This is a genomic window from Wolbachia endosymbiont (group A) of Longitarsus flavicornis (genome assembly GCF_963931955.1).
Taxonomy (GTDB): domain Bacteria; phylum Pseudomonadota; class Alphaproteobacteria; order Rickettsiales; family Anaplasmataceae; genus Wolbachia.
In genome coordinates this window covers 307,877-322,648 of the sequence record NZ_OZ008337.1, presented here as the reverse complement: position 1 = coordinate 322,648, position 14,772 = coordinate 307,877, and the positions used below count along the sequence as shown (strand labels likewise).

Here is a 14,772-nt window from a genome sequence, read left to right as displayed (position 1 = left end):
TAACCTATATCATGCGTTTAAAAATGTTTTGTTTATCTATAAATGTGTGTTTCAAAGCGCCAAGTATATGTAAGATTATAAAGAGTACCATAAAATATGCAAGCATCGAATGTAGCTGATTAGCCGTGTTAGCTAGGTCTTTGTTTTGATTAATCAACAAAGGGATATGAAAAAAATACTTGATCTGTTTGCCAGAAGCAGAAGACATAACATAGCCAGATAGTGGCATTAGCACCATTAAAGAATATAAACCAAAGTGCACTGCTTTACTTGTATTGATTACAAACCGAGAAAAATTTGCTGGAAGTGGTGGAACATAAGTAAAGACGCGAAAAAATATGCGTACTATGATTAATCCAAGAATAGTGATACCGCAAGCCTTATGAATAGCGTATATGTTGAACTTAATTTCATTGCTAAGTGGTAAGCTTTTCATATAAAGTCCAGAACAAAGCATACCGATAATAAAAACAGCCATCAACCAATGGATAACTCTTAAACCTAGGCTATATTTATTGTCTTCCATTTTGATTACTCTAAAGTAGCATTTATATAATAGAAAAACTATTTTTCAATCAAAATTATTAAAGCAATTTAGATTTACCAACAATGTAGCTATACAAATTCGACCCAGCCGGGAGTCAAGGGCACCTAAGCCATAGAAACGGATTAAACGAAAAACTTACTTGACAAACTCCGCCAGCCCCCTTATCATGACAATAAGGGTATTTATGACTCAAAACTTGTTTTTGACCTGCAGGCTCAATGACAAAATTCAGTAAAAAACTCAGGGTATTTTTTGGCGGATTACATAAAATTATAGCGGCTGCATGTCTTTTAAAATTTTTCTACATTCAGCCAAATCGCGCTTATTTTAAGCGTTAGCACATTATTACAGCGCCAATTTAAAGTATTAGAGGGTCAAAACTCGCACCACGGGGCTTCTTTGCCTTTTTTTCTGCTTAGTAAATTTCTTAAATATTAAAGCTAAGGTTAGTTGCATTTAAAAGCAGCTAAATTGCAGTGTTTAAGACTTAAAAAACGCCAATACTGAAAATAGACAATGACTAGGGCTTCTTTTGCCTTTTTTTTCGTTTGGTAAATTTCTTAAATATTTATAGCTAAAGTAATTTAAGAGACCGAAAATGGTGTCATTCCAGCGCGTGACGCTGGAATCCAGTTGAGCTATTTCAACAAAAATACTGCATTTTGAGATGAACGTTTATTTTCACCAGACTTATTTACAAGTATAACAATTAAAGTCTGGATTCCAGTGTCAGCTACTTGCATGACACCATCATAAGGTGAAACTGGATCCCAGTGTCTGGGCACTGGGATGACAAAAAAAGGAGTACTGGGATGACACCATCATAAAGTAAACCAGTGTCAGCTACTCGGATGACATCATAGGGGCGCTGGGATGACACCGAAGGGGCTACTCGGATGACACCATTCTTTTTCCTGGATTCCAGTGTCAGCTACTTGCATGACATCATAGGGGCGCTGGCCTGACAACAGTCATCCCGCTACTTGTTAGCGGGATCTAGAGATACCGCGAATGAATCGCGGTATGACGTAGGACTGCTGTCATTCCGCTACTTGTTAACGGCTGAGATACCGTGACGGTATGACGGTTTGTGGTGACATGACGATAAGCTCGTCATCCCGCTGCTTGTTAGCGGGATCTAGAGATACCGTGACGGTATGACGAGGGAGAACAGACAATGGTGTCAACTTAAGGACACATTTTAGACTTCTTTGTTGCAATAAAACAGAAACAAAAGTGCTGTTTATTGCACTCTTTGGATAATTTAATGATAAAAAATTTAGAGAGAAATTTTATACACTATCACCGATATTTTTCCTTAAGTTGACGCCATTGGGAGAACAGATACCTCTAATTTTATGTACAGAAAGCTTCAAGCTTTATTGAGGTTTTGCCTATGGTAAATTACGCACATAATCAACCAAGTTAAGGAAAGTGCAAACCAAGTGATTGCATATTCCAAATGCTTCATTGGCTGTATAGCTAACTTGCTGCCAAAATTGTTCGGCCACAATACACACTTCTCTAGCTTAATACCTAACTCATTGGAAATTTCTTCTGTATTCAGGGTAAACCATGTATTCGAAGCAGTATCGTTCTTGATAAACCAATTTTTGCTTTTACTGCTATTGCAATATAAAACTCCACCTGCAGCTACTTTTTCAATTTTTGCTTTTTCCTCTTTTTTTTCTTTAACTATTCCTTTGTTCACTAGCATATAATTTCCAGTAGTAAGTAGCATAGGAGATAACACATGATAGCCATGTTGTCCTGCAAAAACATATAGTTCTATGTCACTTAGAATCCCATCAATCTTGACATGCCTATAGTTAAATTTTTCAAGGTCGTTATTGGGCAATAGATGAACAACTGGAAGACTCATATTTTTGATAATATTATTCTTCCAGTTCAATCTGAATACTTGCCATAATCCTAATAAAAAAAGGAGCAAGCAAGGTACAATTAAAATAAATACTATTTTTTTTAACACTCTATATTTGTGTTCTTAAATAGTTTTCAACACCCATTAGTTCAATAAGGTCAATCTGTTTCTCAATCCAATGGAAGTGCTCTTCTTCATTTTTTAACATCTCTTCTAATAACATTACACTAACAAAATCTTTTTCTTTCTCAGCGATAGAAATCGTTTCTTTGATATCCTTAATACCTTTTCCCTCTAATTTCAAATTAGCTTCTAAGATTTTCCGTATTGTGTCTTTTGTAAACTTTCCATCATGCTTTGATATTTCGTTTGTATCCTGAAAATTTGGAACTCCTTTAAATAACAAAATTCTTTCTGCCAACTTGTTTGCATGTTCAAGTTCTTCGTTAAGCTCATTTTTTACCTTTTCTGCAAGTCTATTAATTCCATTGTTTTTGAGAACCGCAAAATGCAAAAGATACTGGCGTACAGAAGTCAGCTCATTGGTCAATAATTTATTCAAACATTTTACTATCTCTTCATTCATAATCTTCCCTTAGTTCAATTTATCAGCATAATTTATATGATAACGATAGTTATAGCAACTTATTTAATAGTTCCTTTGATAACAACCGTATTAAATAGCATGTCGTGGTATGTCTGTTTCTTTTTAGAAAAACAAGCAACTAGATACCAGCAGAGAGTGAGTAGCACTATCATTACTTTCAATGCACTCAAGACATTCACTAATACTTCCTGATCTTGCAAAAGTTCAGTAAGGACAACTACTACACTGTTTAACAGAGGAAGAAAAAACTGGGAAGTGCTTCTGTCAAACGCTAAATTCAAGTCTATTTTAGAATTATCTAAATTGATAGTATATATATTCAGTAACTGTTGACCGGGAGTTGCTTGGGCCTTTGAAGATATAAAATATGTGAAGTAACTACAATTTACACACATGTATGATAGATGTAATATCAACGGAGAATCCTCTAATAGCAGTATAATTAATAAAGTTGGAATTAATAAAATTGCTACATCTATTAAATATGCGCAAAAGCGTCTTGTTATACTGGCAATCTCTGTAACAGCGGTCATTACCTATCTTCTAAATACTTTATTATAAAATCTGTAAGTTTATCAAAATGTTGAAAACATAACAAATCTTCATAACCGCTTATTGATTGGCCATATATAATAGGTAAACAATTGGCATTTTGTGCACACAAAATATCCGTGATGCTATCACCAACAAAAAACACATTTTCTCTATTTATAGGCAATGCACTCTCTTCTAGTGCAAATAGCAGTGGAGTTGCGGAGGGTTTATCTTCTGCAGTATCGCATGACCCAACTACTCTTTCAAAGTAAGAATCTAGTTTAAAATAGGTAACTTCTTCACGTAAATTAGTATTTTTCTTATTACTTACTATTGCTAGATAAACATTGTGGCTTTTCAGTGTCTGCAACATTTTCTCTACTCCTTGATTCAGAGCAATGTTTTGTAATAGCGCATTATCTAAGTATTGTTGATATATCTGATTTGCTTTTTTCCACTGATCGCCAAACAAATTGACCATATAGCTCTTTCTCGACTCATGGGAATTTCTATCAGCAGCTTTATTACTATATCCCATTGAGTTTATGGTATGCTTAATAGCATTAAAAATATTATCTTGAGTGTCAACTAAGGTATTATCCCAATCGAATACTACTGCTAATGAGCTATCTTTCATCTCTTATATAATTATACATTTTAACTTAATAAGTAAATAGCATTTTAATGAAAAAGATATAAATAGGACGCTCTACCACAAGTTATGTTAACTGTTTTTTATATAATTAGCTAATATACTGGTTATATGATATGTTTTAATAGGTAACAGGTATGGCCCAGACATCTCAAGAAAGTGTTGAAAAAAAGTTTAAAGACGTCTTTGAACGTTCTCCAGGTGCTTTTCCAGAAGGTACTTCATTAGAAGATAAGGTTAATTATGTCGCAAAAGGGACAGAGGCTCTAAAAGCTGTGAAAAATAAGGAGCTTGAGAACAAAATGAAAAACGTTGCAGAATTGAATCAGAAACTTGAAAGTCAAGAAGGACGTGCAGATGAAAAAGTACGTCAAGATTTTGAAAGAATTGCTGAGCTTGACCAACAATATAAAGGGAAGGGCATCTTCACAAGTGAAAAAGTTGCAGAATTAAAAAATGACAAAAAATTTCAAGAAGCAGCTAACACTCTTAGGGAAACTACAACAGAAGGTAAAAGTGTTGAACAAAGTGGACAAAAAAAGACTTCTGAGGCTTCTGTACAAACAGATACACAGCCATCAGAGCACATCGTTAGTTCCTCAGTGAGCAAGAGTTCTGTAAAAGAGAAGCTCAACACTGAGCCGGACAAAAAAGATACCACGCCTCAACCACAAGAAAATCAAAAAGAAGAAGGGTTTTTGAGTCTTCTGAAGCGCTTTGTTAAGAAAATATTAGAAAAACTTTTGGGTGAGGATGAAAAGAGTGTGGAGAATACTCATGACATGAGAGAAGCGGCTCAAAAAAATACATCAAATAATGAAATGCAACAAAAAAGTATGGATCAGAGCTCTTTCATAAATATAAATGGAAAAGAGTTCAATTTAGAACCGGAAAAGGCTTTTAATTATCAGGATAAAGCTCTCAACATTAATATTACATACAATAGTCCTGAGACAAAGCAAAATCTGCAGCAAGATACAACTTCTCCCAATATTGCTAATGCGGTTAACTTAAATATTAATGATAAGGAATATAGTGTCCAACCTGGTGAGTCTTTCAATCATAAAAGTCCCGGCTTAGAAATTAGCGTGGTGAATGGTCATCAACAAAGTAAAAACTTTGACAAGATTTTAGATCAAGATCGGAGCATAAGTGAAGGTTTAAAGCAAGCAACACAACTTGAAAACCCAATGATAACGCCTATTCATACTCCTAAAGTGAATGAAGTAAACACGGGTCGTGAAAGGTGATCCGCTTTCAAGCTTCATTAGTTTAAAAAAGTATTCAATTATACAATAACTGTGCGAACATTGTGATTTGAGTTCGCTAGGAAGGGTGTCATCCAAGCAGCCTCCCTTCCCTGTCATCCCAGTAGCCCCTTCGGTGTCATTCCAGTGCTTGACACTGGTTTCTATCCAAAAGGGTGTCATCCCAGTGCCCTGACTACTTGGATCCAGAAAAATTGATTGTGCGCTATACAACATAAAAGCTGGATTCCAGTGCCAAGCTACTTGCATGACACCACTTGCCACCTGCAAATTGCAATGTTCGTACAGTTATGCGCCAAGCCTAAAAGTAGTTGCTATATAAGTCCAATAAAAATTCACATTTATAGGAAAGATTGGTAACATTACTTGAATAAAGACCGTTATTGTAATTATGCCAAAACGCACAGATATAGAATCTATATTAGTAATAGGAGCAGGCCCAATAGTTATAGGTCAGGCATGTGAATTTGATTATTCCGGAACGCAAAGCTGTAAAGTATTAAAAAGCGAAGGTTATAAAGTCATTTTGGTTAACTCCAACCCCGCAACTATAATGACAGATCCTGAATTCTCTGATGCAACTTATATTGAGCCGGTACTGCCTGAAATCATAGAGAAAATTATAATTAAGGAGAGGCCAGACGCAATATTGCCAACAATGGGCGGACAAACAGCACTCAATTGTGCAATAAAACTTGCAGATGATGGAGTGTTAGACAAATACAACGTAGAATTAATAGGGGTAAATAGAGAAGCAATAAAAAAAGCAGAGGATAGAGAGTTATTCCGTCAGTCCATGGATAGAATAGGACTGAAATACCCCAAAAGTATCATTATAAAAAATCAAGAACAAATAAAAAAGGCTTTGGATTACGTTGGATTACCAGCAATTATCCGCTCATCATTCACCCTTGGTGGTGCAGGTAGTGGCATAGCATATAATAAAGAGGAGTTTTTCAATATCGCAGAAAGTGCTCTCAAAATTTCGCCAATAAATGAAGTTCAGATAGATGAATCAATTATCGGCTGGAAAGAATATGAAATGGAAGTTATCCGTGACTGCAAGGATAACTGTATAATAGTGTGTTCAATAGAAAATGTTGATCCAATGGGGGTGCACACTGGAGACAGCATAACTGTTGCTCCTGCTTTGACTCTGCGTGACGTAGAATACCAACAGATGAGAAATGCATCTATAGCAGTGCTGAGAGAAATTGATGTTAGTGCCGGTGGTGCAAATGTTCAGTTTGCAGTGAATCCTAAAGAAGATGGAAGCCTCGTTGTAATTGAAATGAATCCAAGGGTTTCTCGCTCTTCTGCACTGGCTTCGAAAGCAACAGGCTATCCTATTGCAAAAGTTGTAACTAAACTTGCTATTGGCTATTCGCTCGATGAAATACGTAACGACTGTGCTCCAATAATACCAGCAGCATTCGAACCAGTGATTGATTATATCGTCACTAAAATCCCTCGATTTGAGTTTGAGAAATTTAAGGGGACGAATTGTGAACTATCAACCTCCATGAAATCAGTGGGAGAAGTAATGTCTATAGGCCGCACTTTTAATGAGTCACTGCAGAAAGCTTTTCGTTCACTTGAAACTGATCTTACAGGACTTGATGAAGTATTTCCTGAGAACATTGATATTGATCACGTAAAATCTCAATTAGCAAAATTGCTACCAAACAGATTACTGATTGCTGCTGACGCAATGCGCCACGGAATTAGCATAGAAGAAATAAATTCGATTACAGGATATGACTTATGGTTTTTGCAGAATATACAGCAAATTATATTAGCTGAACAAAAAATCAAGGAAAATGGCCTTCCTGAGACTGCATATGAAATGTTAGAGATGAAAAAAATGGGATTTTCAGATGCAAGATTAGCAAAGTTAAGTAATAGACCTACCTCTGTCATTTCAGTACCCTCTAATGTCATCCCAGTGCGTGACACTGGGATCCAGCCAGCGTTACACGCTGGAGATCGAGTAAAACAAATCGAAGAAATAAGAAAAAAATTTGGCATTAAACAAGTTTATAAACGCGTAGACACCTGTGCAGCTGAATTTGAATCAAGCACTGCTTATATGTATGGCTGCTATGAGGGTGATGTTGAAAATAAAACGGAATGTGAGGCGAATATTTCTGACCGAGAAAAGGTTGTCATTTTAGGAAGTGGTCCAAATCGCATTGGTCAAGGTATTGAGTTTGATTATGCATGCGTACATGCAGCTTCTGCCGCCAAAGAAATGGGGTATGAAACAATAATGATCAACTGTAATCCAGAAACTGTTTCAACTGACTACGATACCGCTGATCGTTTATATTTTGCCCCACTGATTGCAGAGGATGTGCTTGAAATACTAAGTAAAGAGCAAGAAAATGGCACACTGGTTGGTGTAATAGTTCAAATAGGTGGTCAAACACCTTTAAAGTTAGCCAAAGTGCTTAACGAGAGAGGTTTCAAAATTCTGGGAACTTCGTTTGATTCTATTGACCTTGCAGAAGATCGCATGAGATTTAAAAATCTTGCTTTGCAACTTAATTTAAAACAACCTGAAAATTCTATCTGCCATTCAGTAGAAGAAGCGTTAACCAACGCAGAAAAGGTGGGGTTTCCACTAGTAATCAGGCCATCATATGTCCTCGGCGGTCAGTCTATGTCGATTAGACACGATACTCAGAGCTTTAAAGAGTACGTCTTGGATCAAACCAAAATTTTTGAACACGGGTCACTGCTTCTTGATAAATTTTTAGTCAATGCAGTTGAGGTTGACGTTGATGCTGTATGTGATGGGGAAAAAGTTTTCATTGCAGCGGTCATGGAGCACATTGAAGAAGCTGGTATTCATTCTGGCGATTCAACATGTTCAATACCGACAAATACATTGAGTGACGAAGTAATAAAAGAGATTAAGCTACAAACTGAAAGAATAGCTCTTGCACTAGAAGTGAAAGGTCTGATAAACATTCAGTTTGCTGTTCAAGAGAATAGACCTCTTGCAGAACCTGTTTGTGATGAGAAATTTTTAGAAAAAGTGCAGATGAGCACCACAGAATACTCGAATGTATTTGAGGAGCGCAGACAAGCTTTGACGACAAAATTGCCTTCAGAAATCGAGTTATGCAAGAGGTCTAGTGATGTATACATACTTGAAGTGAATTTAAGGGCTAGTCGAACCGTTCCTTTTATTTCCAAGGTAATCAATATTCCTATTGCAAAGCTTGCCACTCAGGTTATTTTGGGTAAAAAATTGAATCAGGAAAACAAGCCTTTCAATCATTTTGCAGTTAAAGCTGCTGTTTTTCCATTCACGCGCTTTTCGGGAATTGATATTCTACTTGGTCCTGAAATGAAATCAACAGGAGAAGTGATGGGAATCGACTCATCTTTCGAAGCTGCACTTGCAAAAGTGCACATGGCTGCAGGATACAAGTTACCAACAGAAGGAGCAGCTCTGGTTTCAGTAAAAGATGATGATAAAGAGTATATATTGCCTGTTGTACGAATGTTGAAAGAACTGAGTTTTGAAATATATGCAACCAAAGGTACGGCTTTGTATCTGAACAATAACGGCATTGCTGCAAAAGCTGTAAATAAAGTGAGAGAAGGCAGACCCCACATCGTTGATATGCTCAAAGATGGAAAAATAAATCTAGTGATCAATACCTCAAAAGGTGTGAAATCAGTCTCAGACAGCAAAGATATCAGGAGAACTGCTATTTTGCAAAATATAGCTTACAGCACCACAGCTTCTGGGAGTAAAGCGTTAGTGCTTGCAATTCAATATGTAAAGAATAGCAAATTGGAAGTGAAATCATTACAGCAGATACAAAACATTTAAGTACTAAAACTAGAATAATTCACTACTCTATCTCGAAATCGTGGTAGAGGGATGTAAGTTAAATATTTTTATTGACTTACTTATGTATTGTGTTATCTGTCAAAGAATTAGTGGGTAATGGTTATATAACATGACTGGTGGAGTAAAAAAGAAATTAGTACAATTAACTGAATTTTATCAGCCTTATCCGTTGCGTAAGACGAGGAAAACAGAAGCAAGAAATACCCAAGAATTATATGATCCAACACTAACTGATATTAGGTTAGGCGAAAGTGATCATGGTTCAGATGATAGTTCCGCTGATAGACGCTTTACTGAATCAAGTGATTGGAACTCAAATTCGAGCTGCAGTCCAGGTTATTCTTATTTTTTGGACGATGGCTCACTTTTAATGGATCTAGAAATACCATTAACTGAAAATGAAGAGAAGCTGATTGGTGAGTTTTGTAAGGAGATGGAAAATGTGGAAAAAGAAAATAACCAAAGAAGTGCTTTAAGGTTTATTCAAGAAATAACAGAGACATATTTAAAGGAAGGGATAAGACTAAACGCATGTTACGGTGAGCATTATAAAACTGTAACAAATTTAGTATTTGAGGAAGTGGTGCACGCTACTCTCAATGAAGGTATGTCTCCTGCCAATAGAAAAGATCATTCTGATTGTGATAAAGAAATATTATCAGATGAAAGTAAAGAAATCATGAGGAAGATCATTAAAAGTTTATTCTCAAAAGGTGGGAAAGTAAAAGAATATACCTTCTTTGATGTTGAGCTAGGACATGTAACTCTTGATTCTAATTATACAAATAGTATCCTTGCGAAATGTGGGAAAATTAAAAATAATCTAAAAAATGTAGCATATGAAAGTATTGTAAACAAAGATAAGCAAACCAAAAAGGATGAATTAGGAGTAGAGATGGATAATGGATGTTTTTATATAAAATATCCACAAGATAGTACTGTTGAAGTTGCAAAAATCCTAAGCAATGGAAAGAATAAAGGTTTAAAATTAAGAGTTGGTATACTGCAAATTGGGAAAAGTATAGTAAGAGTTGAAAGCGACAACGGAAAAAGAAATTATCTGGATGTTTGTAAGCAAGGTGTAACATTATCTTTTGATAGTGAAGCAGGAAAAATCAGTATTCATCTAAATCCTAAGGAAGATAGTAATGAAATAGAAGTAAAGCTTGATGAAAGTAGTGAAAAAGTATTTCAAGAATTAAAAAAAAGTGAATTAAGTTTAGGAGAAAACTGTCTTTTAGGAGGAAAAAGCGTTCTGGAAGCTATACGAGATGGAAATTTTGAAAGAAATAGAAGTATTATACCAATGATTGCACAGCCAAATGCTGCAACGAATACTCCACAATCTCACCTAGAGGACATTTCATTTTCCTGGACGGAAACAAATCACAAAACTAAAGAACAGGGTATCCGTCCAGCAAAGTGGCGAGATATGGTAATGAGACAAGACAACTGTAGGAACAAATGGGTGTTATGCAAGTAGCTGACACTGGTTTCCATCCAAGACGGCAGTGCCCCTATGATGTCATGCAAGTAGCTGACACTGGAATCTAGTCTTTATTATGCAGCCACTTATTTAAAGTTAAGTTTTCTAGATCCCAGACTGGAATGACATCATCCTTTTTTTCTGAATTCCAGTATCAGCTACTTTCATGACATCGTTTACTATGTGCCATATTGCAATGTTCGTACAGTTGTGTACTTGATACAGGGATCTATAGCTGAAGTAACTTACAACAATTTAATATTCCGCTACTTGTTAGCGGGATCTAGAGATACCGCGGCGGTATGACGTGCAGACCTGTGCTAGCTATAGAAAAAAAGCGTTAAAGACCGGATTAACGAAGAATTCTTTCAAACACTGCAAAGGTCATAAAAGTCGAATTAGTGCACCGAAAGCTGGCGGCTCCACTAATTTATGCAGACACTTAAGAGAAGGCGAGCAAATAATTCTTATGGGCCCAACTGGCAGCCCTACTGAGGTTTACTAAGTCTCAATATTAAAGTGATGCCAAATTTTATTTCAAAAAGTAAATAATTTACTAACGCTCGTGCACAAATTAAAAATAAATTATGCACGAGTGTAGCATTGTGAATGAAGAATGCTATATTAAAGCTTACCTCACTATTAAAGCTATCGGTCAGATTAGATTAAAAACCTAATCTGACCGGTTTCTCTATAACCCTCTAAACTCTGATATAATTATATGATAATTAGTTTAATTAGTGGTTAATATGCAAATTGATTTTATTCATATATTGAGGTAGCATAAACCATATTGGTTTAAATTATTGTGCAACTTTATAAATCGTCACTGTTACTTCTACTGACTGTATTAATAGTTATAGTCCTAAAGTTACCCGAAAATTTGAGCATTGCAGTAAATTGGTCTCTCCCAATTCTAGATTTTGATTTATCTTTTCGTACCATACTAATATCTTTTTTATCAGTTGCATTTTTAGCTGTTCTACCAGCACAAAATTTGACTTTTTCAGAAATGCTATCTTTTGCTGCTTACACTATTAGTTCACTTTATGCAGTTTTATCTGAACATATGATATTGGTTATAATATTCTGTGAATTAATGACCGTCAGTGCATTTTTTATTATCGCAGCTAGCTGTAGAGATAGTGGACCTGCAATAAGGTACGCTTGTGTACACTTTTTCGTTGGAGTTATATTAATAGCAGGATTGGCACTTCAAAGCACTAACCTGATAATTTTGGGTTTATTGATAAACTGCGCTTGTTTTCCTTTTTCGTTTTGGGTTGTTGATGCATATCCTGCTGCATCGCTACATGGCACCACATATCTCTCTTTATTTACCACTAAAGTCTCTTTTTTAGTGATGCTTTTACACACTTATAACCTATGGCAAGATTGTACTGAAATGTTAGCGCTTGTAGGCGCCATCACTGCAATTTACAGCATTATATTTGCTTCTCTTGAGCAAAATATTCGTAGATTTTTATGCTATAATATTGTAGGACAAATGGGCTTGCTGATTATTGCAGGAGGTTTACTCAGCCCTTCGGAAAAGGCAATACCAATTTTGATACTGCATATAATCTTCTCTCTTGTTTATCAATCATTATTGTTTGTGGTCAGCAATTCGATTATTTCACGAACAAAAACAATTAGTTTTAATGGAGTAGGCAAACTGATGTCAGTGGAAGGCATGTGTGCTATAATCGCAATACTTACAATGGCTGCATTTCCTGGAACCGCTGGATTTATTAGCAAATCATACATTACAGCCGAGATTGAAGCAAGTGGTGCTAATTTAGAAGTGTATAAAAACTTATATAAGACTCTAAATTTGCTGCTTTATTTAAGCGTGGGGCTCAAGTTTCTTTATTATTTATTTATTGCGAAAAGTAAGTCAAAACCTTTAGCAGAGGGGGGAGGAAAAATGACTATGATTATTTTAGCATTTATATGCATTATTGCTGGCAATCCTTACTTACCTATTTACAATAAGCCTTCAATTTTTAATCTTGCGTACAACACAAAAAATATTTGGTCGCAATTTAATTTATTACTATGTACCACTTTATTGTTTATTCCTTTACGCAAGTTATTTTACCCGAGAGTAAATTTTAAAATGGATGTTGATTGGATTTTTAGAGCTTTCATACCCTATATTATCTTGCTGTTCAATCAGTTAGTCTCTAAAACTAGAGAAATGTTTGCCAGCGTAGTGCAAAACTTGACTAATCCACTTGTTGGTTTATACTTTAATAATATTACTAAACTTAAAGAAGTGCTGAGTTATAACTCAGTGAGTTTTGTTTCAGCTTCTTCTCTCTTTTTAATGAGTATTCTACTAATGCTATTATGTTTAAGTCGTTAACCGAAAGTTTAAATTCTGTATTTAGTAAACTAAGAGGAAAGTCAATCATTTCTGAAGATGATTTTAATCTTGCCATGCGTGAAATACGCATAGCCTTAATTGAAGCTGACGTTTCACTTGAAGTTGCAAAAAAATTCATCAACGACATTAAAGATAAAGTGATTGGGGAAAAAGTCATAAAAAGCGTTTCTCCAGCACAAATGATAATCAAAATTGTGCAGGATAATTTAGTTGCAGTTCTCGGATCAGAGAAAAGTGACTTAAATCTAGCAGTTAAACCCCCTGCTGTGATTATGATGGTGGGCTTACAAGGTGCAGGTAAAACAACCACCTCAGGAAAGCTTGCTTTAAAGCTAAAAAAGCAAAAGAAAAAAGTGATGCTTGCCTCTTTAGACATTTATAGGCCGGCTGCCCAGAAACAACTTGAGGTGCTGGGTAAACAAATAGACGTACAAACTTTATCTATAGTAATAAATGAGGAGCCTATTGCAATTACAAAAAGGGCACTGGCAGCAGCAAAGAACGATAATTATGATGTATTAATACTAGACACTGCAGGCAGGCTTCATATTGACAATAATATGATGAATGAGTTGAAAGCCGTAAAGGAAATAGCTTCACCTACAGAAGTTATTTTAGTAGCCGACGCAATGATAGGCCAGGATGCGGTCAACATTGCCAAATCATTCAATGAGGTAATAGGTGTAACCGGCATTATTCTTACCCGTGTTGATGGTGATGCACGTGGTGGTGCTGCTCTTTCTATGAAAATGATCGCCGATTGTCCAATTAAATTTATTGCTTGTGGTGAAAAATTAAGTGACCTCGATGATTTTTATCCCGATAGAATTGCAAAAAGGATACTTAGCATGGGTGATGTTGTCTCATTGGTTGAAAAAGCTGCTGAGATTGTTGGTCAGGAAGAAATTGATAAGTTACAAAAGAAAGTAAAAAAGGGTAAATTCGACCTAAACGACCTAGTGGGAATGTTAAAAACTCTGAGTAAAATGGATGGCATTAGCAACATAATGAAATTCTTTCCTAGTTCATTCACAAAAAAGCTAAGTAGCAGTGTGCCAGATGACAATAAAGTGAAAAAATATATAGCCATCATAAACTCAATGACTGAAAAAGAAAGGCAAAATCCAGATATTTTAAATGGCAAAAGAAGACTTAGAATTTCTAAGGGGTCCGGAACAAGTGTAACTGACGTTAATCTTCTGATTAAGAAGTACAATCAAATGAGCCCTATGGTAAATAAGTTCAGTAAAGTTGACCATAGTAAACTCAAAGAATCTGATTTGATGGATATGCTGAGCAGAAAGTGAGTGACCTTACCTTTAGCTATATCAAAAGCCGGCTTAGGTCTCGCAAAAAAATTTACAGCTTCTTGCTAGCCAAGAAATTTATTATTAATTTTAGGAAATACTATAGCTGACCCAAGCAACACGTCATACCGCGATTCATTCGCGGTATCTCATCCGCTACTTACTATTACCCACAAATAAAAACATAGTATTGTATTTACTCAAATGATTTAATTTTATTAACCTGAAAGCT

General features: G+C 35.6%; 10 protein-coding genes. 5 read left to right on the top strand and 5 right to left on the bottom strand.

Translation table 11 applies throughout. The annotated features are described in order from the left end of the window. Positions 1 to 4: 4 nt before the first annotated feature. The 5 genes from AABM58_RS01580 to AABM58_RS01560 form a co-directional block, all read right to left on the bottom strand. Entirely contained in the window at positions 5 to 526 is a 522-nt protein-coding gene (locus AABM58_RS01580; protein WP_338406115.1) for a cytochrome b, read from the bottom strand. 1,393 nt (positions 527 to 1,919) lie between these two features. Continuing rightward, on the bottom strand, positions 1,920 to 2,537 hold the full coding sequence (locus AABM58_RS01575) for an SURF1 family protein (RefSeq protein ID WP_338406114.1): 618 nt from the start codon (positions 2,535 to 2,537) through the stop codon (positions 1,920 to 1,922). A gap of 1 nt (position 2,538) precedes the next feature. After that, positions 2,539 to 3,015, bottom strand: a complete 477-nt coding sequence (bfr, locus tag AABM58_RS01570; protein WP_264723057.1) for a bacterioferritin — start codon at positions 3,013 to 3,015, stop codon at positions 2,539 to 2,541. A 59-nt stretch (positions 3,016 to 3,074) separates the two neighbouring features. Beyond that, a complete protein-coding gene (locus AABM58_RS01565; protein ID WP_338406113.1) occupies positions 3,075 to 3,569 on the bottom strand; it encodes an RDD family protein in 495 nt (164 codons plus the stop codon). Continuing rightward, a complete protein-coding gene (locus AABM58_RS01560) occupies positions 3,569 to 4,207 on the bottom strand; it encodes an HAD family hydrolase (RefSeq protein ID WP_338406112.1) in 639 nt (212 codons plus the stop codon). Before AABM58_RS01560 ends, AABM58_RS01565 begins: the two co-directional genes overlap by 1 nt. 152 nt (positions 4,208 to 4,359) lie before the next feature. Between AABM58_RS01560 and AABM58_RS01555 the strand changes: the two genes are divergently transcribed. The 5 genes from AABM58_RS01555 (at position 4,360) to ffh (ending at position 14,540) form a co-directional block, all read left to right on the top strand. After that, positions 4,360 to 5,472: a hypothetical protein gene (locus tag AABM58_RS01555; protein ID WP_338406111.1), complete on the top strand. Its 1,113-nt coding sequence runs from the start codon at positions 4,360 to 4,362 to the stop codon at positions 5,470 to 5,472. Between the two features lie 409 nt (positions 5,473 to 5,881). Next, positions 5,882 to 9,337: a carbamoyl-phosphate synthase large subunit gene (carB, locus tag AABM58_RS01550; protein ID WP_338406110.1), complete on the top strand. Its 3,456-nt coding sequence runs from the start codon at positions 5,882 to 5,884 to the stop codon at positions 9,335 to 9,337. 130 nt (positions 9,338 to 9,467) lie between these two features. Further along, positions 9,468 to 10,841 (top strand): hypothetical protein, encoded by a 1,374-nt coding sequence (locus AABM58_RS01545; RefSeq protein ID WP_338406109.1) that lies wholly within the window; start codon positions 9,468 to 9,470, stop codon positions 10,839 to 10,841. Positions 10,842 to 11,652: 811 nt separating this feature from the next. Continuing rightward, positions 11,653 to 13,212 carry a proton-conducting transporter transmembrane domain-containing protein gene (locus AABM58_RS01540; protein WP_338406108.1) on the top strand — a complete coding sequence of 520 codons (1,560 nt, stop codon included), beginning with the start codon at positions 11,653 to 11,655 and terminating at the stop codon, positions 13,210 to 13,212. Next, on the top strand, positions 13,197 to 14,540 hold the full coding sequence (gene ffh, locus AABM58_RS01535; RefSeq protein ID WP_338406107.1) for a signal recognition particle protein: 1,344 nt from the start codon (positions 13,197 to 13,199) through the stop codon (positions 14,538 to 14,540). Before AABM58_RS01540 ends, ffh begins: the two co-directional genes overlap by 16 nt. Positions 14,541 to 14,772: the final 232 nt, after the last annotated feature.